The organism is Sporosarcina sp. UB5, assembly GCF_050859005.1.
GTDB lineage: Bacteria > Bacillota > Bacilli > Bacillales_A > Planococcaceae > Sporosarcina.
The window spans coordinates 667,218-689,084 of sequence record NZ_CP125984.1 but is presented as its reverse complement, the minus strand read 5'-3'; the positions used below and the strand labels follow the sequence as shown (position 1 = coordinate 689,084).

At 45.1% G+C, this 21,867-nt stretch carries 25 protein-coding genes and 3 tRNA genes; 26 read left to right on the top strand and 2 right to left on the bottom strand.

Going from position 1 to position 21,867, the window contains the following annotated elements; genetic code table 11:
* Window positions 1-165 precede the first annotated feature (165 nt).
* The gene (locus tag QM454_RS03650) at window positions 166-306 is read left to right on the top strand and encodes an Lmo0850 family protein (RefSeq protein ID WP_201024334.1); all 141 of its coding nucleotides are present in this window, start codon (window positions 166-168) and stop codon (window positions 304-306) included.
* Between the two features lie 182 nt (window positions 307-488).
* Here QM454_RS03650 and QM454_RS03645 read toward each other — a convergent pair whose 3' ends face one another.
* A complete protein-coding gene (locus QM454_RS03645) occupies window positions 489-1,673 on the bottom strand; it encodes an FtsW/RodA/SpoVE family cell cycle protein (protein WP_432361708.1) in 1,185 nt (394 codons plus the stop codon).
* A 324-nt stretch (window positions 1,674-1,997) separates the two neighbouring features.
* Here QM454_RS03645 and QM454_RS03640 point away from each other — a divergent pair, with 324 nt between their 5' ends.
* The 7 genes from QM454_RS03640 to QM454_RS03610 all read left to right on the top strand — a co-directional run bounded on the left by QM454_RS03640 (window position 1,998) and on the right by QM454_RS03610 (window position 9,105).
* The gene (locus QM454_RS03640; protein WP_432361706.1) at window positions 1,998-3,062 is read left to right on the top strand and encodes a D-alanine--D-alanine ligase; all 1,065 of its coding nucleotides are present in this window, start codon (window positions 1,998-2,000) and stop codon (window positions 3,060-3,062) included.
* A gap of 12 nt (window positions 3,063-3,074) precedes the next feature.
* On the top strand, window positions 3,075-4,448 hold the full coding sequence (locus QM454_RS03635; RefSeq protein ID WP_432361703.1) for a UDP-N-acetylmuramoyl-tripeptide--D-alanyl-D-alanine ligase: 1,374 nt from the start codon (window positions 3,075-3,077) through the stop codon (window positions 4,446-4,448).
* Window positions 4,445-5,140 (top strand): alpha/beta hydrolase, encoded by a 696-nt coding sequence (locus QM454_RS03630; protein ID WP_432361700.1) that lies wholly within the window; start codon window positions 4,445-4,447, stop codon window positions 5,138-5,140. Before QM454_RS03635 ends, QM454_RS03630 begins: the two co-directional genes overlap by 4 nt.
* 364 nt (window positions 5,141-5,504) lie before the next feature.
* Window positions 5,505-6,998, top strand: a complete 1,494-nt coding sequence (locus QM454_RS03625) for a DEAD/DEAH box helicase (protein ID WP_432361697.1) — start codon at window positions 5,505-5,507, stop codon at window positions 6,996-6,998.
* A 130-nt stretch (window positions 6,999-7,128) separates the two neighbouring features.
* Complete coding sequence (locus tag QM454_RS03620; RefSeq protein WP_432361694.1) at window positions 7,129-7,608, top strand: PH domain-containing protein; 480 nt, start codon at window positions 7,129-7,131, stop codon at window positions 7,606-7,608.
* Entirely contained in the window at window positions 7,601-8,173 is a 573-nt protein-coding gene (locus tag QM454_RS03615; protein ID WP_432361691.1) for a PH domain-containing protein, read from the top strand. Before QM454_RS03620 ends, QM454_RS03615 begins: the two co-directional genes overlap by 8 nt.
* Entirely contained in the window at window positions 8,170-9,105 is a 936-nt protein-coding gene (locus tag QM454_RS03610) for a PH domain-containing protein (RefSeq protein ID WP_432361688.1), read from the top strand. Before QM454_RS03615 ends, QM454_RS03610 begins: the two co-directional genes overlap by 4 nt.
* A 215-nt stretch (window positions 9,106-9,320) precedes the next feature.
* Here QM454_RS03610 and QM454_RS03605 read toward each other — a convergent pair whose 3' ends face one another.
* Window positions 9,321-9,923, bottom strand: coding sequence for a rhomboid family intramembrane serine protease (locus tag QM454_RS03605; protein ID WP_432361685.1), 603 nt, complete (start codon window positions 9,921-9,923; stop codon window positions 9,321-9,323).
* 97 nt (window positions 9,924-10,020) lie between these two features.
* Between QM454_RS03605 and acpS the strand changes: the two genes are divergently transcribed.
* From acpS to QM454_RS03515, 18 genes are all read left to right on the top strand, one after another.
* On the top strand, window positions 10,021-10,374 hold the full coding sequence (gene acpS / locus QM454_RS03600) for a holo-ACP synthase (protein ID WP_432361682.1): 354 nt from the start codon (window positions 10,021-10,023) through the stop codon (window positions 10,372-10,374).
* Between the two features lie 80 nt (window positions 10,375-10,454).
* Window positions 10,455-11,453, top strand: coding sequence for a LolA family protein (locus QM454_RS03595; RefSeq protein WP_432361679.1), 999 nt, complete (start codon window positions 10,455-10,457; stop codon window positions 11,451-11,453).
* A 67-nt stretch (window positions 11,454-11,520) separates the two neighbouring features.
* The gene (gene alr, locus QM454_RS03590) at window positions 11,521-12,627 is read left to right on the top strand and encodes an alanine racemase (protein WP_432361676.1); all 1,107 of its coding nucleotides are present in this window, start codon (window positions 11,521-11,523) and stop codon (window positions 12,625-12,627) included.
* A gap of 171 nt (window positions 12,628-12,798) precedes the next feature.
* Window positions 12,799-13,065 (top strand): transcriptional regulator, encoded by a 267-nt coding sequence (locus QM454_RS03585; RefSeq protein WP_432361673.1) that lies wholly within the window; start codon window positions 12,799-12,801, stop codon window positions 13,063-13,065.
* Window positions 13,066-13,069: 4 nt separating this feature from the next.
* Window positions 13,070-13,420, top strand: a complete 351-nt coding sequence (locus QM454_RS03580) for a type II toxin-antitoxin system PemK/MazF family toxin (RefSeq protein ID WP_432361670.1) — start codon at window positions 13,070-13,072, stop codon at window positions 13,418-13,420.
* Window positions 13,421-13,571: 151 nt separating this feature from the next.
* A complete protein-coding gene (locus QM454_RS03575) occupies window positions 13,572-14,402 on the top strand; it encodes an STAS domain-containing protein (RefSeq protein WP_432361667.1) in 831 nt (276 codons plus the stop codon).
* On the top strand, window positions 14,399-14,761 hold the full coding sequence (locus QM454_RS03570) for an STAS domain-containing protein (protein WP_432361664.1): 363 nt from the start codon (window positions 14,399-14,401) through the stop codon (window positions 14,759-14,761). The genes QM454_RS03575 and QM454_RS03570 overlap by 4 nt, the downstream gene beginning before the upstream one ends.
* A gap of 2 nt (window positions 14,762-14,763) precedes the next feature.
* Window positions 14,764-15,165, top strand: a complete 402-nt coding sequence (locus QM454_RS03565) for an anti-sigma regulatory factor (protein ID WP_432361661.1) — start codon at window positions 14,764-14,766, stop codon at window positions 15,163-15,165.
* Between the two features lie 14 nt (window positions 15,166-15,179).
* Entirely contained in the window at window positions 15,180-16,190 is a 1,011-nt protein-coding gene (locus QM454_RS03560) for a PP2C family protein-serine/threonine phosphatase (RefSeq protein ID WP_432361659.1), read from the top strand.
* A 69-nt stretch (window positions 16,191-16,259) separates the two neighbouring features.
* Entirely contained in the window at window positions 16,260-16,601 is a 342-nt protein-coding gene (locus QM454_RS03555; RefSeq protein WP_432361656.1) for an STAS domain-containing protein, read from the top strand.
* Entirely contained in the window at window positions 16,588-17,061 is a 474-nt protein-coding gene (gene rsbW, locus QM454_RS03550; protein ID WP_432361653.1) for an anti-sigma B factor RsbW, read from the top strand. Before QM454_RS03555 ends, rsbW begins: the two co-directional genes overlap by 14 nt.
* Window positions 17,036-17,821, top strand: coding sequence for an RNA polymerase sigma factor SigB (gene sigB / locus QM454_RS03545; RefSeq protein WP_432361650.1), 786 nt, complete (start codon window positions 17,036-17,038; stop codon window positions 17,819-17,821). The genes rsbW and sigB overlap by 26 nt, the downstream gene beginning before the upstream one ends.
* 5 nt (window positions 17,822-17,826) lie before the next feature.
* Complete coding sequence (locus tag QM454_RS03540; protein ID WP_432363844.1) at window positions 17,827-18,417, top strand: PP2C family serine/threonine-protein phosphatase; 591 nt, start codon at window positions 17,827-17,829, stop codon at window positions 18,415-18,417.
* Between the two features lie 87 nt (window positions 18,418-18,504).
* On the top strand, window positions 18,505-20,664 hold the full coding sequence (locus QM454_RS03535) for a Tex family protein (RefSeq protein ID WP_432361648.1): 2,160 nt from the start codon (window positions 18,505-18,507) through the stop codon (window positions 20,662-20,664).
* A gap of 21 nt (window positions 20,665-20,685) precedes the next feature.
* Window positions 20,686-21,141, top strand: coding sequence for a SprT family protein (locus tag QM454_RS03530; RefSeq protein ID WP_432363842.1), 456 nt, complete (start codon window positions 20,686-20,688; stop codon window positions 21,139-21,141).
* A 167-nt stretch (window positions 21,142-21,308) separates the two neighbouring features.
* Window positions 21,309-21,383 (top strand) — tRNA-Glu (locus QM454_RS03525).
* A 93-nt stretch (window positions 21,384-21,476) separates the two neighbouring features.
* Window positions 21,477-21,551, top strand: a tRNA-Gln gene (locus tag QM454_RS03520).
* A 213-nt stretch (window positions 21,552-21,764) separates the two neighbouring features.
* Window positions 21,765-21,840 (top strand) — tRNA-Lys (locus tag QM454_RS03515).
* The last annotated feature ends 27 nt before the right edge of the window (window positions 21,841-21,867 follow it).

The following is a 21,867-nucleotide window of genomic DNA, read 5'->3' as shown; positions in this document are numbered from 1 at the left end:
GCATTTACAAAAGGCGAACAATTTGTAACAGAATTGAAAGATTTAAAATTGGACAGGAGTGGTATGATGTGTATAGAAGAAAATTGGAATGAATTTCATTCTAATGATGAAACTTTCGAATCTGAAGATACGTCTATAGAACATAGAAAGGTCGAGGTGGAAAAGATGGCGAAAGAAAAAGTTGATTTGAAAAAAATCATCTCCAACTTGGCGAAGTTGGGTGTTTCGGCAACAGCAACGAAATCCCGAATGGAAATGCTGAAAGCCCTCGCGCCACCTGCAAATGACCCGCAAATACAGTCATAATGAAAACCTCCCGCAAACGTTTATGCGGGAGGTTTTTTTATGCGTTTTTGGAACGCGTTATGCGTGAGTAAACTAATTTATGAGCATTTCCAGCGTTTTATGCGTTGATTAACAAATTTATGCGTGCTTGCAACCGTTTATGCGTGAATTAATCATTTTATGCGTTTTTGGATCTAGTTAGTTCATTCATCATCGTCGTCAGAACTAAACATATACGTCCGATGATGGAACTTCATGCTGAAGACGAGGCCGATGGCGAGCATGTTGCCCATTAATGAGCTACCGCCGTAGCTAATGAATGGCAATGGGATGCCTGTTATCGGTAGCAGTTGGATCGTCATGCCGATATTTTCGAACACGTGGAATGTGATCATGGCGATAATTCCTGCGCAAATGTACGTGCTGAATGGATCTTTTAATTCGAGCGTGATTTTCGTCATATGATAGATCAGGAAGAAGTAGAGGCAAATGACGAGGCTTGCGCCAATAAAACCCCAGTCTTCCCCGATGGTGCTGAAAATGAAATCGGTATGGCTTTCCGCGACATACACTTCTCGTCCTTTGAACCCTTTCCCGAAAATTTCCCCTGAACCGATGGCGTTCAACGATGTAATAAGATGCCGCCCTTCATTCGACGCGTACGAATATGGATCGAGCCATGAATAAATCCGTTCAAGTTGATACGGCTTGACACCGAGACTCGCCAAGAAATCTTGCGCGTACAAGGCCATCCAAAGAAGTGTTCCTCCCAAGGCGGCGGTCCCGGCAAAAATCGGAAGGATGATCCGCCACGTGATGCCCGCCACGATGACCAATGCAGCAGTGATGGCGATAAAAACAAGCCCAGTGCCAAGGTCCGGCTGCAACATGATGAATAGGAATGGAACGATGAAAACTGCAAAGATTTTACCTAGCAGCAGGAAGTCTGTCTGCAACGTCTTTTCCAAATAGCGCTCATGGTGCTTCGTAATTGTACGCGCCATGCCGATGATGAAAAACGTCTTCATGAATTCTGCTGGCTGGATGCTCCCGATTCCGGGTATATGGAACCAGCTTTTCGCACCGTTTCTGCGGGCGACAAGTTCCAAGCTATCAGGCAAAATGAATAGCATTACCAAAATGAATATACCGCCGCCATAAATGATCCAGGCAGCTTTCTTGTATTGCTCCGGCTCCAAATACATCGTGACAGCGATAATAATTGCTCCAACGACATACCATTGAATTTGCGACGGAATGAAGTTTATACTATATTGTCCTGTCGTCTGAGCGGATGCGATGGCGATAATGCTGATCACAAAAAATAGAAGCAGGATAAATGCTAATGGCCAATCAAATCGATCTACTGGTTTTTTATCTATGTTCATGTAACTCACCTTATTAGTTAGTTGGTTGGATTGGCATGGAAACCACATACTATTATAACGGAAAACAGAGTGTTTGTACGGACTTTAATAGAAGTCAATTATCAAACTACTCGTTCACCTTGCATACATATACAGTAAAAGAATCTTTCAATCTATAGTATAGCGTATGGAGTGCGTATATTCATGTCCTTCTAAGTGACGTCCAACTGAATAGGAAGTTGCCCATAAGAAAAAGGTTCTTCTGGATCATGCTATTTTTTCAACGGGTGGATCGATTCGTGGTAAACTAAAGGAACGAAATCTAACGGTAAGCGAGGGAGATTGATGAAGAAAAAACTGGGTTTAGTGTATGGCGGAAAATCCGCGGAGCACGAAGTATCCCTATCGACTGCAACGGCAGTAACGAATGCGATCGACTTCGATAAATATGAAGTGATTCCTGTCTATATAACATATGAAGGCGAATGGAGGAAAGGGGAGCCACTCGTCGCACCTGTAGACTCAATTGAAAAATTGCGACTGGAACGTGATGGCGGAAAGCCTGATAGCATCCATGATTTTCTGAATGGAAATGGAACGCCTGACATCGTCCTGCCGCTGTTGCACGGAACGAACGGAGAAGACGGAACGGTGCAAGGCCTGTTCGAAGTGATGAATATTCCTTATGCAGGAAATGGTGTACTTTCATCATCCGCAGGGATGGATAAAGTCGTTATGAAACAGCTTTTCGCCCAAGCCGGGCTAGAGCAAGTTCCTTATGTCCACTTCATTCGGACTCAATGGAAAAAGGATCAGGAGTATTGGGTAGAGACAATGGAGAAGGAATTGACTTTTCCGATGTTCGTGAAGCCTGCGAACTTAGGCTCAAGCGTCGGCATTAGCAAAGCGACAGATCGTGAAAGCTTAATTGCTGCGGTTGAATTTGCGTTGAAATTCGACCGGAAAATTATCGTCGAGCAAGGGGTCACAGCGCGTGAAGTTGAAGTCGGCATCCTTGGGAATGACGAGCCTGCGTGCTCCGTCCTCGGGGAGATTAAACCGGTGGCGGCATTTTATGATTACGAAGCGAAATACCAAGATGGCAATACGGAATTGCTCATCCCAGCGCCAGTGACGAGTGATGTAGAGACGACATTAAAAGATATGGCAATCCGTGCATTTAAAGTGCTCGATTGTGCTGGGTTAGTACGTGCCGACTTCTTTGTGACAGCTCAAGATGAAGTACTCATTAATGAAATTAACACGATGCCGGGCTTCACGCCGACGAGCATGTTCCCATTGCTTTGGCAACATGCAGGCGTATCGTACCCGGAATTGATTGACAAATTGATAGAACTTGCACTCGAACGGCATGAAGAAAAGAAAAAGATACAATATACAATGGATTGAGCGTGATGGATTGTGAAACGTTTATTGACTGAATTGGCAAGTTGGCTGCAGGCAGAAGGACAACGAATGGATAATGTACTCGTAAGCGGGGTGTCAATTGATACACGTACGTTAAAAGAAGGCGATTTATTCATTCCGTTTCGTGGGGAACATGTAAATGGTCACCAATACGTCCAGCAAGCGATTGAGAAAGGGGCGGCGGCAGCTCTTTGGATGAAAGATGAACCGGATGCGCCTACGGATATCCCACTTATTTTCGTCGAGGACCCGGAACTTGCGCTACAGCAACTTGCACGCGCGTATCGGGAAGAGTTAGCATGCAAATTTATCGGCATTACGGGCTCGAACGGTAAGACATCGACGAAGGATTTAATTGCAAGCGTCCTTTCGCCGTATTTCAACGTCCAAAAGACGGAAGGTAATTATAATAATGAACTCGGGTTGCCGTTAACAATTCTTTCATTGGATGAACGTACGGAAGTCGCCGTCCTTGAAATGGGGATGAGTGGTTTCGGCGAAATTTCCTTTTTGTCGAACCTTGCGAAACCGCATTACGCAGTCATTACGAATATCGGGGAAGCGCATATGCAAGATCTCGGTTCCCGTGAAGGAATTGCAAAAGCGAAATTTGAAATTATCGATGGACTTCAAGGAGACGGCACTCTCTTTTATGATGGCGACGAACCGTTATTGCATACGTTAGTTTCGGCGCGAGCTGAGCTAAAGGCAATTTCTTTCGGACACGGCGAAAATGCGGAGCTTTCTCTTGTATCCACGGAATCGGGCGATGAAGGAAGCCGCTATTCCGTCGAAGGAATTATCAATGGAAACTTTACAATTCCTGTTTTCGGCGCGCACCAAGTGAAAAACTCACTTGCTGCGATTTTAATTGCCCACGAACTCGGTCTTAGCAACGAACAGATTAACGCTGCACTTCGTCAGTCAAAGCTAACGGATATGAGAATGCAGCCGATCGTTGCAACGAACGGCGCGCTTTTCATTAATGACGCGTACAATGCAGCGCCAACATCGATGCGGGCTGCACTTTCATTCTTACAGGAAACGAAGCTTCGGCCCGAAAAATGGGCTGTTTTGGGCGATATGCTCGAACTTGGCGAAAATGAACGGCATTACCATGAATCAATTGCCGAGCAACTTGGCACTATAAGCTTAAACGGAATACTTTTATTTGGCCCGCGAATGAAATGGCTGTATGAAGAGCTTCGAAATAATGGGAATGAAACAAAAGTCATCTGGTCGGAAAACGACTATAATCCGTTAATTGCCGAACTTCTTTCTTCTGTTGACGAAAACGCAATCGTCCTGTTAAAAGGATCGAGGGGAATGGCGCTCGAAAAGATCATCGATGGCGTGTTACGAGCATGAAAACCGGTGTACTGTTCCTCCATGGCTTTACCGGAGGGATGTTTGAAATCCGTCCTTTCATTCAATATATCGAGGAGAGGACGGACTGGATTACTTCCGTTCCGATATTGCCGGGGCATGACTTTCCGATCGATTTACGCAATGTGTCGGCGGAATCGTGGATGATGGAAGCGGAACTTGCCCTCAACCGCCTAAGGAAGGAGGCAGACCGCATCATCGTCGTCGGTTTTTCGATGGGAGGCATCATTGCATTGTACTTGGCTTTACGGTACAAAATCGAGAAGCTCGTCCTGCTTAGCGCCGCAGCGAAGTACATTAGTCCGCGCTATCTACTTGAAGACATAGCCATTCTGCTTTCGGAACCCGTCACAAAAGCCTTTCCGCCGAATACGTTCTATCATTTGTACGACTATAAACTACGGCATACGCCTCTCCATGCCGCAAAGGAATTTGTACGTGTCGTTAAGATGGTGGAGCCCTATTACGGAAAGATTACGACACCGGTTTGCGTTGTGCAAGGGAAGAGAGACGGCATCGTTCCGTTTTCTGCGGGAGAGCATTTATTGCGCTCACTCGGCTCTGCCCAAAAGCAGCTCGTCGTATCAGAAAACGGCAAGCATCATATTTGCTACAGCGACGATTGTCATGATTGGTTCTCGAAAGTGTATGAATTCATGAAGACGGATTCGTGAATTCTGATTATTTCTTTTAAATCGGATTGATTGCGGATGAATGGCAAGCGTGATAAACTACTATGAGTATTGGATACATTTACACGAGACTCTTCCGGTGGTGAAGAGTACTTTTTTTTGAATAAAACGGTTTTGCGGCGCTCGGGATACGTTCCCGGAGCAAAACCTGTTCGGCAAAGACCAGCTTTCCTTTTCACTATTGCCTCTGAAATTCATGAAGTTCAACCCTTTGAACTTTTGCCCACTCCAGAGAATACAAAATATCGGAAACGTTCCCATAGAAGTTTAAGGCTCGAATTTGCCGTGCTTTCATTTGCAAATGTAACCAATTGCTAAATGAAGAAACTAAAGGAGATTGAGAAGTTTGACGAAATTTTCAGAACTTAATATTAGCGAATCCACACAAAACGCTCTACTGCGCATGGGATTTGAAGAAGCAACACCGATCCAGGAAGGCACGATTAGATTCGGCATGGAAGGCCGCGATGTAATTGGTCAGGCACAGACAGGTACGGGTAAGACTGCGGCGTTCGGAATTCCAGCTATTGAAAAAGTGGACGTGAACAACCCTGCGGTACAAGCTTTGATCATTGCGCCGACACGTGAATTGGCGATTCAAGTGTCCGAAGAGATCTATAAAATCGGATACGGAAAACGCGCACGTGTGTTAACTGTATATGGCGGCCAGGAAATCGGGCGGCAAATTCGAGCATTGCGTAACAATCCACAAATTGTTGTCGGAACTCCGGGACGTATTCTAGACCATATTAACCGTAAAACGTTGAAATTGAACAATGTACAAACGCTTGTCCTAGACGAAGCGGATGAAATGCTTAACATGGGCTTCATCGAAGATATCAACACGATTTTGGCAAGTGTGCCCGATGAGCGCCAAACACTTCTATTCTCGGCTACAATGCCTCCTGCAATCCGTAAAATTGCTGAGACATTCATGAAAGAGCCTGAAGTTGTAAAAATCAAGTCGAAAGAAATGACTGTTGAAAACATCGACCAATTTTTCGTCAAAGCGCAGGAAAGAGAGAAGTTCGACGTTCTTTCACGTCTGTTGAACGTTCACCAGCCTGAGCTTGCTATCGTCTTCGGACGTACGAAGCGCCGTGTTGACGAGTTATCCCATGCATTGAGCATCCGCGGCTACTTGGCGGAAGGGATTCATGGCGACTTGACGCAAGCGAAACGGATGTCCGTTCTTCGTCAATTCAAAGAAAATAAAATCGATGTACTTGTTGCAACAGACGTAGCTGCACGTGGATTGGATATTTCAGGTGTTACACACGTTTACAACTTCGATATTCCACAAGATCCTGAAAGCTATGTACACCGTATCGGACGTACAGGTCGTGCAGGTAAAAGCGGTATGGCGGTTACATTCGTCACTCCGCGTGAAATGGGGTACCTCCGTACAGTCGAGGAAACGACGAAGAAGCGGATGACACCACTTGAACCACCAACGGAAGATGAGGCATTGATCGGTCAGCAACGTCTTGCGATGGAGCAGCTATCGGAAATCGTTGAGAAAAACGAACTGAATGATTATAAAGCACTTGCATCTGAGCTTCTTGAGAAATATGAAGCGAAGGACATTGTAGCAGCTGCCATCAGATCGTTGACGAAAGAACCAGATGATACACCTGTCAAAATCACAGAAGAGCGCCCATTACCTAACCGTAAAACGGGCTCCCGTGATCGTGGCGGCTTCAAAGGAAGCCGTGGCGGCGGTCGTTCTCATGGCGGCGGACGCGGTTATGGCGGAGGCGGCGGTTCTCGTCGTGGAAGTCGTGACGGCGGCGGACGTAGAGACCGTTCAAGAGGTAGATCGGAAAGAACTGAAAGATAATATTCACCCCGGAGATGAAACTTCATCCCCGGGGTTTTTATTTACTTCACCCTTCGCTTTTGTTTACAAAACGAAACATTTCTAATGGTAGAACGTATACAATGAAAGGACAGAGAGAGGTGTGATGGAAATGAGAACTCAACCGGCAAACAGAATTTCGAAAAGAGGCTTAAAAGTATGGCGGTTATATGGGTGGATTCAAACGATTATTCTCGCGTTGGTGGCGATAGGCGTCGGCGTACTCGTATACATATTTAAATGGCCGTGGTGGATCTATCCAATTGAAGCCGTTGTTCTTGTGCTATTTGCTTATTTCATGATCTTTTTATTTCCGAAGGTGAGATGGCTCAGATGGCGCTATGAAGTAAGGGAGTCTGAAATTGAATTGCAACACGGACTTTTCATCGTAAAACGGACGCTCATCCCGATGGTGCGTGTCCAGCATGTCGACACGTCCCAAGGACCGATTTTGCGGAATTACGGATTGGCGGAAATTTCGATTTCAACAGCAGCGACGGTCCATACGATTCCTGCGTTAGTCATGTCTGAAGCGGATGAACTGCGCAGCAGAATTTCTGTCCTTGCAAGGGTGGCGGAAGATGATGTCTGAACAGCGCCGGTATAAATTACATTGGGTGACTGCGGTTATTGAAATGCTTAAAACGTTAAAAGAGGCAATTCTTCCGCTTGTCGTGTTAGTTTTCGCGAATGGTTGGAAACGTGGAGGAACTGGACTCTGGTACGTGGATTATTTGTCCTTTATTATTTTCGGAGTGCTGATCGTCAGTTTATTCATAAGTGGAATTATTAAATGGAAACGGTTCGAATATTGGTTTGAAGATGATGAGCTTCGGATAGAATCGGGTTTATTTGTGAAAAAGAAACGATACATCCCATTTGACCGGATTCAAAGCTTGGATTATACAGAGGGGATTTTCCACCGTCCGTTCGGGCTTGTAAAAGTAAAAGTCGAAACAGCAGGCAGCTCCTCTGCGAAGCAAGCAGAGGGAGAATTGACGGCAATTACGAAAGAAGCCGCAAAACGTGTTGAAATTGAAATGGCCGAAGCGAAGAGACGGCAAAGGGAAATACCTGATACGGAAGGGGAGCCGGGGACTCTTTTTGAGGAACTGCCGGTTGAAGAGGAATCGAAGTTTCGTAAAATCTTTCCATGACGACGAAAGACTTGTTAGTCCTTGCGACGACTTCTGGCGGCGTAGGTGTCATTTTATCCGGAGCGGCAATTTTCCTGTCTCAATTCGGAGATCTCCTACCGTTTGAATGGATGTTTGAGGAGATTTCAGCGTTTATTAAGTTCGGTCTGTTAATTGTCGCGGTTGCTGTGTTCCTCGGTTTGCTCGGAGTGTGGTTACTTTCGGTCGCAATGACGTTTCTTTCCCATTTCAATTTCACGGTTGAATTGGATGAGGAAGATATCGTCATTACGAGGGGGTTACTCGAGAAGAAAAAAGTGACCGTTCCTTTGAGGAGAATTCAAAGTGTAGTAGTCGTCGAGAATCCGTTTAGGAAGCTATTCGGCTATGCGTCTGTCGCTATACATAGCGCGGGTGGGAGTGTTGGTCAAAGCTCGAAAATTAATTTATTCCCAATCGTAAAAAGGGGCAGAGTGGAGTCGTATTTAGGGGACATCTTTCCGGAGTTGCATTTGGAGGAACCGACGAAAAAGCTTACGGCGAAAGGCAGACCGTATTATTATCGAATCGATTTTCTATGGATGTTGCCAGTTATCGGAGCGCTCACGTACTTCTTTTTCCCGTACGGGCTGTTTTCGCTTGCAATTATTCCTGTTATTGTAGTGTATGGCATGTGGCAGCACCGATCTGCCGCGTACGATATCGTCGACAATCAGTTGACGATGCGATTCAGGGGATTTAGTTTGCAAACTGCGTATATGATGAAGAAGCGAATTCAGTCGATGGAAATGAAACAAAGTTATTTTCATCGGCGTAAAGGAGTCGCGACAATCCTTGCCAACGTAAAATCCGGTATGGGCGTCTATCACGCAACTGTGCATCATATGGATGTTGAAGAGGCGGAGCGGATTTTGAGTTGGTATGAAAAAGGCGGATCTACGGTTGACGAATAAAAAAGCCTGCGAGCAATTCGCAGGCTTTTTCTAAAGCGGAGAGCGCTTGGTCAGATGCGACAGGCATAAGGCGAAGATGCGAAGTGGCGTTCTTTGCCACGCAGCATCTTTGACTTATGACCCCGAGCAAATCGAACGGCGAAGGGTTCGATTTGCCGTATTTCTGCGGGTTTCTGCAGAAATTAAGGCATCCTCCTAGCGCTCGTAGCTAGATGTTATCTCCAACTAATAATTCTCTTCGGATGGAAGTAGCTCAATCCGATGATGAAGCCGACGATGAGTCCTGCGATATGCCCGATAATATTGACGCCTGGTTGAAGGAACGTCATAATGACGCTTATAACGATGATCGGTAGCATAACTTGTCGCAGCTGTGGAAATGCATTTCTTGTATAGTAGACGAGTGCGCCAAACGCACCGAAAATGCCGAATATCGCACCGCTCGCTCCGACATGGGCAAATTCTGGACCGCCGAGGAAGAAAGAGGCGACGTTGGCGAAAACGCCCGACAATAAGAAAATCGTCAAGAAGCGTGCCTTACCCGCAACCCGTTCAAGCTCCGGCCCGAATATGAACAACGAAAACATATTAAATAGAAGATGCATGAGCCCGGCATGTAAAAACATTGGCGTGACGAGCCGCCACCATTCACCTTCGGAAATTAATGGATTGTAGCCAACGCCCATATAATATAAATACCGACTCCCTTGAATGGGCAAGCCCGTTACAATGTAAATGACGATATTTAATGCAAGCAGTGTCGCTACAAATGGATACAAACGAATATATTGGGAAAAGTTCTCTCTGCGAATAAACACTATTTTCACCTGACCTTTGGTTTTATTATACATAGTTTATGAACGGATAAGAAGTGCGAACTACGATAACAAGATTTTATGAAAGGGGCGAAAAACAATGATAGCAGGCATCGGATTAGATATTGTGGAATTAGATCGTATAACGAAGCTTGATGAACGGTCGGATAAATTTCGGCTACGCATTTTGTCAACTAGGGAAATTTTGCTATATGACATGCTCCCGCCGCATCGAAAGATTGAATTTCTCGCCGGGCGGTTTGCTGCGAAAGAGGCATTTGCGAAAGCGAGAGGAACGGGGATCGGGAAAGATTGCCGGTTCGAACAAATTGAAATCCTTCCGGAGCCATCTGGAAAGCCGGTATTGTATTTTGATGGCGGAGAAGTTGCGGGCTTCGTATCGATTACTCATACACGCACGGTTGCAGCTGCACAAGTCGTTTTAGAGAAATAATAAAGTAAACAAGCTAGCATAAATGACTGTCCACTCTCATAAGATGACCTACCCGATTGAAATGAGAAAGGATGAACTGTATGCGCAGCCGAATTTTTGTTTTATTGCTAGTTGCGATCATGGCACTGCTAGCAGCTTGTGGATCACCATCTAAAGAGGATGTCATGAAGAAGCTCAGTGGAAAGTGGAATGAGACAAAGGGGTACGAATTGCAGGCGACGATGGAAATTAAGACAGGTTCTGAACCGAGAGTGTACGACGTGACAGTATGGCATACGAAGCCTGACTTTTACAAAGTGAATGTGTCGCAAGCGGGCAGCCAAGATTCGCAAATGATCGTTAGAAATGAAGAAGGTGTTTTTGTCATTACACCGTCACTCGGAAAAACGTATAAATTCCAAAGTGATTGGCCGACGCAAAACAGTATGCCGTACTTAATCGGCACGTTAGCAGACGACATTAAGGCGGATAAGAATTCCACGATGCAAGAAAAGGATAAGACGTATATATTCGAAACGGCATCAAGGAATAATCATAAGAAAGTTCTTCCGACACAGCAAATTCATATCGATAAGAAAACATTGCTGCCGAAGTACGTATCCGTCATGGATGAAAACAAGGAAGAGAAAATTCGTGTGACGTTTAATAAAATCACACTTGGCGTAGAGCGTAATGCATCTGACTATAAAGTTGATATGGAAGGAAATCAGCCTGAGAAAAAACCTCAATCGACTGAACAAACAGGCATGATGAAGTACTATCCGAATTTGGATTGGGAAGGAACAGTTCTTGAAGAAGATATGGTCGTGACGGAAAACGGACCAAGATTTTTCACGACATTCGGAGGAGGAAGCAAGGAGTTTGTCGTCGTACAAGAGCCGGCTGAAACTCCGGACAATCAAATACCGGTATCCATTGAAGGGGATCCTGTCGACCTAGGCTTTACTGTCGCGGCATTGACGAATAACTCAATTCGCTGGGAGCAAGATGGTGTGGCGTTCTTCGTTGCATCTTCCACATTGACGCCTGACGAGCTCATTGAAGTTGCATCTTCCATGCAGCCAGAAGATCGCAAATAAGATGATTTGACGTAGAAAGTGTAAAGGATTGATAATGGAAGCATCAATAGAAAAACGAGGGGTTCGTATGGAACATTATCGTCCTACAAAGGCAATTGTCAACTTAGTTGCGATTCAGCAAAATGTAAAAAGCTTGCAGCAATATTTGCCCCATCATACATCGGTCATAGCCGTCGTAAAAGCAGACGGCTATGGGCATGGGGACGTCCAAGTGGCACAAGCCGCAATCGAGGCGGGGGCCCGAATGGTGTCCGTAGCGACACCTGACGAGGCTTTGCGGTTGCGTGATGGGGGTATTACCGCCGATATTCTCGTCATGGGTCCATCTCCGGTGAAGTTTGCAGAAAAGGCAGCAGAACTAGGGATCCGCGTCGCTGTCTCTGACGCCGAATGGCTTCGTCAAGCGATCTTGAATGTAGAGGAAGCCGCTCAGCCGTTAATCGTCCATGTGAAAATTGACAGCGGTATGGGCCGAATTGGTTTGCGGGATGAAATTGCCCTCCAGGAAATCGTTGAACTAGTCAAAGGGACAACGGCCGTCCGTCTCGAAGGGGCATTTACTCATTTCGCATGCGCAGATGAAGAGGACTCTTGCAAAACGGAGGAACAATTTAATCGGTTCAAAGAATTAGTGGACAAATTCCCACAAAAGCCACCGCTCGTTCACGCTTCAAATAGTGCAGCGACGTTGCTTTATCCTGATTTTGCACTTGATGCGGTTCGTTTCGGTATTAGTCTTTACGGCATCGCCCCGTCGTCGTACGTCGGGACGAAATTGCCGTTTGAATTGAAAAAGGCGTTTACGCTCGAAACCGAATTGGCTTATGTGAAAAAGCTTGAAAAGGGCTATGAAATTAGCTATGGGGGAACTTACAAAACCGAGCAGGACGAATGGATAGGTACATTGCCAATCGGCTATGCAGACGGCTTGAAGCGCGGGCTTCGTGGCCAGGAAGTACTCATTGGTGGCGAACGAATGCCAATCGTCGGAACGATTTGTATGGATCAGTGCATGGTAAAGTTACCTCGCTCCATTGAAGTCGGAGAAAAAGTGACATTAATCGGCAAGCAAGGTGACGAGGAAATTACGATGGAGGAATGGGCGGACCGAATCGGGACAATCCCGTACGAAATCGCTGTCACAATCGGAAAGCGCGTACCGAGAATATATTGAACGACACATGGATAAGATGTATACTGTTCCAACTTTCGACAAATGACCACTTATTTTGAAGATTCTTGTCAATAAAAACTCTTCTTTGTCTTCTCATTGTCGAACTTCAATGGTAAGATAGACGTTGAATAGAATCGATCGAGGGAACGGGGTCTGTCGGAGGTGCTAGTATTGCGAGAGAAAAACATAAAAATCGTAAAAGTATCTAAAGGGAATGAAATTGAACATACGGCCGTCCATCAGGAGCCGGAGCGTGGAGAATTCGTTTATGTTTCAACGAAGCGGTATATGACTGATCGTGAAGCGGATATGATTCGTGAAGCGATGATGATCGGATACGTTGAAATGTCGCAAATCAACTTACGAATTGCAAAGGAATGCTTGCATGCGGAACTCGAAGCCCAGCATACGGTGGAACGTCTCGTAAGCGGAGGATGAAAAGTTGGCAATAAAACGTGGGGACGTCTTTTTTGCAGACCTGTCACCCGTCGTTGGTTCCGAACAGGGAGGGACGAGACCGGTACTAGTCATTCAGAACGACATAGGTAACCGGTTTAGCCCGACAGTAATCGTTGCAGCGATTACTGCGCAAATCCAAAAGGCAAAATTGCCGACACATGTTGAAATTAATGCGGAACGATATGGATTCGAGCGGGATTCCGTAATCCTGCTCGAACAAGTCCGCACGATCGACAAGTCGAGGCTGACGGATAAAATTACCCATTTGGATGAACCATTGATGGAAAAGGTTGACGAAGCGCTAGAAATAAGTTTCGGACTAGTTAAATTTTGAATACATATGTAAAAGCACTGCGGACCTCGTCTTCCGGAGTGTTTTTTGTTGTGCAATTGCAAGATTTATTAAAAAATAAGTGTCTGATTTCACTTTTTTCTGTACAATGAAAATATGTTATTTTCAATTTGGCTAGGGGGCAGTTGGACATATGGATAAAATAATGGTAGAAGGCATTCATCAGCATATGGACGAAATCATTGACCGTTGGATGAAAAAGATGAAGGAAGAAAAGGGAGAACGTTTTTTCCACTTCATGCCCGATCATCTCGTCGGAAAAACGAGTAGGGAATTCGCAATACTAATGACTTCCAATATTGTCGAAACGGCATCTGTGAATACAGAAAGAGTTAATGAGTTCACTGAAAAAATCGTACGTTTTGGCTGGTCAATAAAGTTCGTGAATAAGGCAATCGACAATTTTTCGAATGTCGTATTTGAATTTCTTGAGGAGAAGGAAGTCATTAACGAAAGCAACTTGAGGGCTTTCATTGACATATCGAAAAATTGGATTACCCCTCTACGGGGAAGTATTATTGATGCGTATTCTACGGAGTGGGAAAGGACTGTCAGCTTGCAGAAAATTGCGCTGCAAGAGCTATCAGCTTCATTAATTCCGGTATTTGATAAAATCTCTGTTATGCCTCTCGTCGGAACGATCGACACGGAACGGGCGAAGTTAATTATGGAAAACCTTCTTGAAGGTGTAGTGAGTCAGCGAGCGGAAGTAGTATTGCTTGATATTACGGGAGTGCCGGTCGTCGATACGATGGTTGCGCATCATATTATTCAAGCAGCGGAAGCGGTTCGCCTCGTCGGAGCGAAGTGCATGCTTGTCGGCATCCGGCCTGAAATTGCACAGACGATTGTCACCCTAGGAATCGATTTACATGAGTTTACGACGAAAAGTACATTGCAGAGGGGAATGCAAGCTGCTTTACGAATGACGAACCGAGCAATTATGGAGGTGGAGGCAGATTGAATGCACGCATCCCTATTTTAAAGTTGAACGACATCCTCATCGTGTCAATCCAATGGGAACTTGATGATAAAACAGCAATTCAATTTCAAGAAGACTTGTTGAATAAATTACATGAGACTGCCGCTCTCGGAGTTGTCATCGACTTAACACCAATTGATTTCATTGATTCCTTCATTGCGAAAGTATTGGGGGATGTAATCGATATGACTGGATTGATGGGCGCGAAAGTCGTCATCACCGGTATTCAGCCCGCGGTTGCCATTACATTGATTGAGCTTGGCATTCGCTTAAATAATGTATTGACTGCGCTCGATTTGGAAAACGGATTGGACAAACTTTATAAAGAATTGGAGGCCTGACAATGAGCATTAGGTCTTCTGTAGAAATCATCACAGAATGGGACATCGTTGCTGCAAGGCAATTAGGCCGTAACGAGGCTAAGAAGGCCGGTTTTGGAACCGTCGACCAAGCGCGCATTACAACTGCAATTAGTGAATTGGCAAGGAATATTTATTTGTATGCCGGAAAAGGGAAAATTGAGATCGAAAGAGTGGCGGAACGCGGGATGTCCGGCATTATGATTATCGCGTCCGATGATGGTCCTGGAATCCCAAACTTGCGTAAAGTGATGGAAGATGGTTATTCGACTTCTGGCGGTCTTGGAGCTGGGATGCCGGGAGTAAAGCGTTTAATGGACGAGTTTAAAGTCGTTTCTGAACAAGGGGTCGGAACGGTCATTACGACGACAAAATGGCTTCAGTAAGGAGATGATCGTGGATGCCACTAGAGGTCGGCAGTCAGTATAAGGAAATAATGAAGGAGTATTTGGAGAGCCGTAGTGAAAAGGATCTCTATGTCGGGCAACAGTTTTGCAGGCGTTTCATCGAAAAAGATATTGCGCCAGAAGATGTCATTAGTTTACATAAAACGGCATTGTACGAACTGTACCCGGAGCTGCAGAACGAAGTGTGGGATTCACTCGACTTCTTAATTGAAATGATGATTCATTATGGAATTACATTGCGTGAGCACCAAAGTCTTATCCGCAAGCAGGAAGCGATCCAGTTGGAAATGGATGTTGCAACGAAAGTACAAGATACGATTTTGAAAACGAGGATGCCGAGCGTTTGCGGTCTAGATGTTGGGTTTATATCCGAGCCTGCTAAAAAGATGAACGGTGATTACGTCTATTTCCTCAATAATGAGCATGAATCGGCCGTTGCTGTTGCGGATGTCATTGGGAAAGGAATTCCGGCGGCGTTGTGCATGTCGATGATCAAATTCGGTATGGACGGCTTGCCTCATGAAAACACGAGTCCAAGAAATGTACTAGCTATTATTAACCGAATCGTCGAGAAGAGTGTGGATGATTCGATGTTCATCTCGATGTTTTACGGTAATTATAATGCCGAAGATTCGACATTCTCCTACGCTTCCGCGGGTCACGAACCGGCTTTGCATTTTAATAGTCGAACAGAGGTGTTTACGGAATTGGATGCGAAGGGACTGTTGCTCGGTGTTATACAAGATGCTGAATATGAGGAGCGCTCGGTCAAGCTTAACGACGGGGACTTCATCGCAATCATGACGGATGGTGTTACTGAAACGAGAACGGAAGAAGGGTTTATTGACGTAAATTTGATTCGGAGCCTGCTTTTTGAAGTGAAAGATGGAACTGCCCAGCAAATTGCGGATCATGTCTATCATCATCTTTCTGAACTTCAAAACTATCGATTAAGCGACGACTTCACGATTGTCATTTTTAAAAAGGAGCGAGAACAGGTTTAATCTTTTAGGTTACGGGTATGAAAAGATGTAATATGTTCCAATCTAATATCGAGAGTCGGGGTGCGAAATATGAATTTACAAGTTGAGTTGCTAGAAGAAAATAGTGTTCAATATTTTAAGGTTGTCGGGGAAATCGATGCATTCACGGCACCTGTCCTACGGGAACGTCTCGCTGCGGTTGAGCATGTCCACGAATTAAAGGCGGAACTTGATTTATCCGAAGTGGATTATATGGATAGTACAGGTCTCGGTGTTTTCGTAGGTTTCTATAAGGTAGTTTCAGCGAACGGAGGACGTGTAAAGATTACAGGCTTGAACAAACGGTTGAACCGTCTGTTTCAAATTACCGGTTTACATGAAATTATCGATATTGAAATGAAGGAAAGCGAGGATAATCATGCAACGTTATGATTATATAGAAATTAAAATACCCGCAAAAGCTCAATACGTCGGTGTAGCAAGATTAATGATTTCAGGAATCGCAAGCCGCTTAGGCTTTACATACGATGACATCGAAGATTTAAAGATTGCTTCGAGTGAAGCAATTACAAACGCTGTCCAGCATGCGTACGGTGAGGATGAAGAAGGAGAAATTATCGTCGGGTGTGCGTTGTACGAAGAGCGGCTAGAAATTATGATTGCGGATCATGGTGCAAGCTTCAACTTTGAGGAAACGAAAAAGCATATTGGACCATATAGCGACACATCAGATGCTCGATTTCTTCGCGAAGGGGGATTAGGGCTTTATTTGATGGAGACGCTTATGGATGAAGTGAAATTTCATCACGAGGAGGGCGTAACGGTCTTTATGACCAAATATCTCGGCAGAGAGCGGGGCGAAGAAAATGTCAAACGAACAGCCAACTCATAAGCCAGATACGAAAGAACAAGTATTGGAATGGATTAGACAATACCAGGAGACGAATGACGATGAAGCGCAGACGAATCTTGTCCTTCATTATGAACGTCTCGTCCATTCCATTGCCCGCAAATATTCAAACGGGAAACCGTATCATGAAGATATCGTCCAAGTCGGCATGCTCGGACTTCTCGGGGCAATCCGTCGATATGACCCGGAGCTCGGCCGTAGTTTCGAAGCTTTTGCCGTCCCGACAATCGTCGGGGAAATTAAACGATTCCTTCGTGATAAAACATGGGCAGTTCATGTTCCGAGACGGATTAAAGAACTCGGTCCGAAAATCAAGACGGCAGTCGAAACGTTGACGATTGAACTACAACGTTCACCACTCGTAAGTGAAATAGCGGAATACTTGGATACTGACGAAGAGTTAATTCTTGAAGCAATGGAGATGGGGAGAAGTTATCAAGCGCTTTCGATGGATCATGCGCTAGAAGCTGATTCGGAAGGCGGCACAATTACCTTATTCGATATTATTGGAGAATCGGATGACGGGTATGAACGGACGGACCATCGACTCATCGTGGCAAATGCGCTCAATGTGTTGTCGGAACGCGAAAAGCAGATTATCCAATATACATATATCGAGCAGCTAAGCCAAAAAGAAGCAGGAGAACGTCTTGGAATTTCGCAAATGCACGTCTCGAGACTGCAACGAAAAGCAATTAAAAAACTTCAAGAGACGATCGTAGCAGCGGGCGGTGCAACGTAGTGGAGATGTTCAATAATGAACATATAGAGGTGTACGCCTATAATGTTGCGAAGCACGGCAATAAGGAATCGGGGGATACGTACTATATTCATTCCGAAAAGGATTATTTCATTTGCGCTATCGCCGACGGCTTAGGAAATGGCATAGAAGCAAGGCAATCTGCGGAAGTGATCCCTCAAGTCGTCGAGCGGTATCATTATGAACCGCTCGACGACATGCTGAGCCGCTGCAATGACGATATGGTGCAAAAACGCGGTGCCGCCGTAGCAATCGTTCGTGTGAATTATAAAGAAAGTACGATTGAATATAGCTGTGTTGGCAACATTAGATTGTATATTTTGCACGATCGAGAGAAGATGATTTATCCTCTGCCTGTTAGAGGGTTTTTATCAGGAAGACCACAAAAAATGAATACCCAAACATACAAGTACGAAGTCGGCGATTTATTTTTCCTTCATTCGGACGGAGTGACACTAACTAGGCCAAAAGCAATTTTAATGCAGAGTACAGGCGCCTACGACTTGTTCAACAATGTAAAAGAATGTGCACAATCAAACGACGATGCCACATTCATCGCCGGCAGCCTGCTTCAGTAATAAGAAGCAGGTTTTTTCATTTGCATAAATGGAGTAACTGTCGCGATAAATGGTAAACTGAGAAAAGGAAAGAAAGGGTGGGAATGAATGACGAACATTCTAATAGAAGCAACAGCGAAAAGAGCATCGATTAGTACGAAGCAAACGGCCAATGTTATTGCACTTCTTGACGAAGGTAATACGGTCCCTTTCATTGCGCGTTACCGGAAAGAAGCGACCGGCTCCCTCGATGAAGTGGAAATTAAGGCGATTGAGGATGCGTATCAGTATGAAAAAGGACTTGAACAACGAAAAGAGGAAGTTATCCGGTTAATTGATGAACAGGGAAAACTGACGGACGAACTGAAAAAGGAAATTGAGTCGGCAACGGTTTTGCAACGAATTGAAGATTTATATAGACCGTATAAGCAAAAAAGACGCACCCGAGCGATGATTGCAATTGAAAGTGGACTTGAACCGCTCGCAGACAAATTGATTGCATTCAGTTCAGAAAATCCGGAGCAGTTCGCTGCCTCTTTCGTGAATGAAGAGAAAAACGTCGCATCGATCGAAGAAGCGCTTGCGGGTGCGCGCGATATACTTGCTGAACGGATTGCGGACGACGCGGCACTTCGGGATAGCGTGCGAAAACTTGCATGGTCCGACGGTCAAATGGCTTCCACGCTCCGTAAAGGTGCTGAAGATGAACGTGGTGTATATGAAATGTACTACGAATATGAGGAGCCGTTGAAAAAAATCGTTCCGCACAGAGTGCTCGCATTGAATCGTGGCGAAAAGGAAGAGGTTCTTCGTGTAGGGGTTACTTTTCCGGTGGAGCGAATTATTGGTGTGCTCGAACGTGAGTTAATTAAAAAGCAACATTCTCCATCCGCGCCGCATGTGAAAGAGGCGACCGAAGATGCATTTAAACGGCTGATTGCCCCATCTGTCGAGCGGGAAATTAGAACCGCATTAACAGAAAAGGCGGAAGCCCAAGCAATCCACGTATTCTCGGAAAACTTGAAGAGTCTTCTATTACAGCCGCCGTTAAAGGGAAGAATGGTACTCGGCGTCGATCCCGCGTTTCGGACGGGCTGTAAATTGGCGGTTATTGACGAAACAGGGAAAATGCTTGAAGTATCGGTCATTTATCCCCACCCTCCAAAAGCGAATAAGGAAGCTTCGAAGAAAACGATTCTTACAACGCTTGCGAAATACAATATTCCCATCATCGCAATTGGGAATGGAACAGCATCGAGAGAAACGGAAAAATTCATTGCGGACTGCATAAAAGAATCTAAAGATCCGGTTGCATATGTCATTGTCAATGAAGCGGGCGCAAGTGTATACTCAGCATCCGCTCAGGCGCGCGAAGAATTTCCTGATCTTCAAGTTGAACAGCGTAGTGCCGTTTCTATCGCTCGGAGATTGCAGGATCCTTTATCCGAACTCGTTAAAATCGATCCTGAATCAATCGGCGTTGGGCAATACCAACATGATGTCGCTCGGAAGAAGCTGTCTGAATCGCTATCGTTTGTCGTCGAAACTGCAGTAAACCGAGTAGGCGTAAACGTGAATACAGCTTCCTCTTCATTGTTACAATACGTAGCGGGCCTTTCAAAGACAGTTGCGGAAAACATCGTTAAGGCACGTGAAGAGGAAGGGTTGTTTGAAAAACGAACACAACTGAAGAAAGTTCCGCGCCTCGGTGCGAAGACATATGAACAAGCAATCGGCTTCCTCCGTATACCGGAAGCGAAAGATAAATTTGACTCGACCGGGCTTCATCCCGAAAGCTACGCAGTCGCGGAGCAAGTGCTAACGGAAGCAGGAGTGGATAAAAGCCTATTAGGGAAGGAAGAGGCGGTTGAAGCTCTTTCCGCATTGAATATCCGTTTGCTTGCTGAGAAACTGGATATCGGCGAAGTGACATTGCGCGACATCATCGATACGTTAATGCGTCCGAACCGAGATCCGCGTGACGACTATCCGCAACCATTATTGAAAGCGGACGTCCTCGACATTAAAGACTTATATGAAGGACTTGAAATGCAAGGGACGGTCCGAAACGTCGTCGACTTCGGAGCATTTGTCGATATCGGCGTCTCTGAAGATGGGCTCGTCCACATTTCGAAATTGAAAAAAGGATTCGTCAAGCACCCACTCGACGTCGTCGCTTCCGGTGACATCGTAACTGTCTGGGTGGAAAGCGTAGATAAAAACAAAGGCAGAATCTCATTAACGATGATTCCGCCAAAAGGGAATTGAGTTGCACAAATGAAAACCGTCATGGAACAACGTGAACTGCAGCAACTCGTTCAACAACTATCTATAGAAGCTTTCGGAAAACCATTTAGACATAAAGCCCGTTTCAACGCCCGCCTCCGAACGACAGGCGGGCGCTATATATTGAACGACGGCTCTATCGAAATCAACCCGACTGTACTTGCGCGCTATGATATGGAGGAACTCGTCGGCATCATTAAACATGAGCTTTGCCATTATCACCTCCATCAAGAAGGAAAAGGTTATCGCCACGGCGACGCGGACTTTAAAAGACTGTTACAGGAAACTGGCTCGCCAAGACATTGCAAGCCATTAGCAGAACGTAACAATAGAACGAAAACGATTCGTCTGTATCGATGTACATCATGCGGATTGGAATATAGGCGAAGCAGAAAGATGGATGTACGGAAGTATAGATGCGGAAAATGTGCCGGCCAAATTACCGAAGTGCAAAAATGAACCCTCGCCAAGCCGCATAGCTATAGGCTTGGCTGAGGATTATCCATGTTTCTTAAAAAAAGTTCAATAAAACTGTTGACGAATTAGAGATGAGTGTCTATAATAGAAAAAGTCGATAAGGAAATGACATTGAAACACATCGAACTTCCTTTTCAAATCAACTAAACGGCCCCTTGGTCAAGCGGTTAAGACACCGCCCTTTCACGGCGGTAACACGGGTTCGAATCCCGTAGGGGTCACCATCTTTTATGTATAACTTTCAAGTTTACGCTCACAGTAAAGAGGGGAAACAATAAATACTTCCTTTATCTACAGAGCGAAGCTGCTTCAATTGTTGGGGTATAGCCAAGCGGTAAGGCAACGGACTTTGACTCCGTCATTCGTTGGTTCGAATCCAGCTACCCCAGCCAATTTTTCAAAACGCTTCACGTTTTGAAAAATTTGCGAGCTATACCGAAAGGTATTGCGAGCAAAACGGTCTTAATAACCAGAGCATTCCAAGTTTAAAACTTAGGACCAAAAGGTTTTAACACCAAAGCAATCCAACATGAAAGCTCAACATAAACCAACGTCTTCATATAAAAGGATTCAATCCTTAACAACAAGACATTACACCTAAGCACGAGCCATTAGCTCAGTTGGTAGAGCATCTGACTTTTAATCAGAGGGTCGCAGGTTCGAATCCTGCATGGCTCACCATTCTTTTTTTAAAAAACTGTTGACATT

Bases quoted from the DNA above. Each gene is read 5' to 3' on its own strand.
- QM454_RS03650 (WP_201024334.1), top strand. From the start codon at position 166: ATGGCGAAAGAAAAAGTTGATTTGAAAAAAATCATCTCCAACTTGGCG.
- QM454_RS03645 (WP_432361708.1), bottom strand. From the start codon at position 1,673: ATGAACATAGATAAAAAACCAGTAGATCGATTTGATTGGCCATTAGCA.
- QM454_RS03640 (WP_432361706.1), top strand. From the start codon at position 1,998: ATGAAGAAAAAACTGGGTTTAGTGTATGGCGGAAAATCCGCGGAGCAC.
- QM454_RS03630 (WP_432361700.1), top strand. From the start codon at position 4,445: ATGAAAACCGGTGTACTGTTCCTCCATGGCTTTACCGGAGGGATGTTT.
- QM454_RS03620 (WP_432361694.1), top strand. From the start codon at position 7,129: ATGAGAACTCAACCGGCAAACAGAATTTCGAAAAGAGGCTTAAAAGTA.
- QM454_RS03615 (WP_432361691.1), top strand. From the start codon at position 7,601: ATGTCTGAACAGCGCCGGTATAAATTACATTGGGTGACTGCGGTTATT.
- QM454_RS03610 (WP_432361688.1), top strand. From the start codon at position 8,170: ATGACGACGAAAGACTTGTTAGTCCTTGCGACGACTTCTGGCGGCGTA.
- acpS (WP_432361682.1), top strand. From the start codon at position 10,021: ATGATAGCAGGCATCGGATTAGATATTGTGGAATTAGATCGTATAACG.
- QM454_RS03595 (WP_432361679.1), top strand. From the start codon at position 10,455: ATGCGCAGCCGAATTTTTGTTTTATTGCTAGTTGCGATCATGGCACTG.
- alr (WP_432361676.1), top strand. From the start codon at position 11,521: ATGGAACATTATCGTCCTACAAAGGCAATTGTCAACTTAGTTGCGATT.
- QM454_RS03575 (WP_432361667.1), top strand. From the start codon at position 13,572: ATGGATAAAATAATGGTAGAAGGCATTCATCAGCATATGGACGAAATC.
- QM454_RS03565 (WP_432361661.1), top strand. From the start codon at position 14,764: ATGAGCATTAGGTCTTCTGTAGAAATCATCACAGAATGGGACATCGTT.
- QM454_RS03560 (WP_432361659.1), top strand. From the start codon at position 15,180: ATGCCACTAGAGGTCGGCAGTCAGTATAAGGAAATAATGAAGGAGTAT.
- QM454_RS03555 (WP_432361656.1), top strand. From the start codon at position 16,260: ATGAATTTACAAGTTGAGTTGCTAGAAGAAAATAGTGTTCAATATTTT.
- rsbW (WP_432361653.1), top strand. From the start codon at position 16,588: ATGCAACGTTATGATTATATAGAAATTAAAATACCCGCAAAAGCTCAA.
- sigB (WP_432361650.1), top strand. From the start codon at position 17,036: ATGTCAAACGAACAGCCAACTCATAAGCCAGATACGAAAGAACAAGTA.
- QM454_RS03540 (WP_432363844.1), top strand. From the start codon at position 17,827: ATGTTCAATAATGAACATATAGAGGTGTACGCCTATAATGTTGCGAAG.
- QM454_RS03535 (WP_432361648.1), top strand. From the start codon at position 18,505: ATGACGAACATTCTAATAGAAGCAACAGCGAAAAGAGCATCGATTAGT.
- QM454_RS03530 (WP_432363842.1), top strand. From the start codon at position 20,686: ATGGAACAACGTGAACTGCAGCAACTCGTTCAACAACTATCTATAGAA.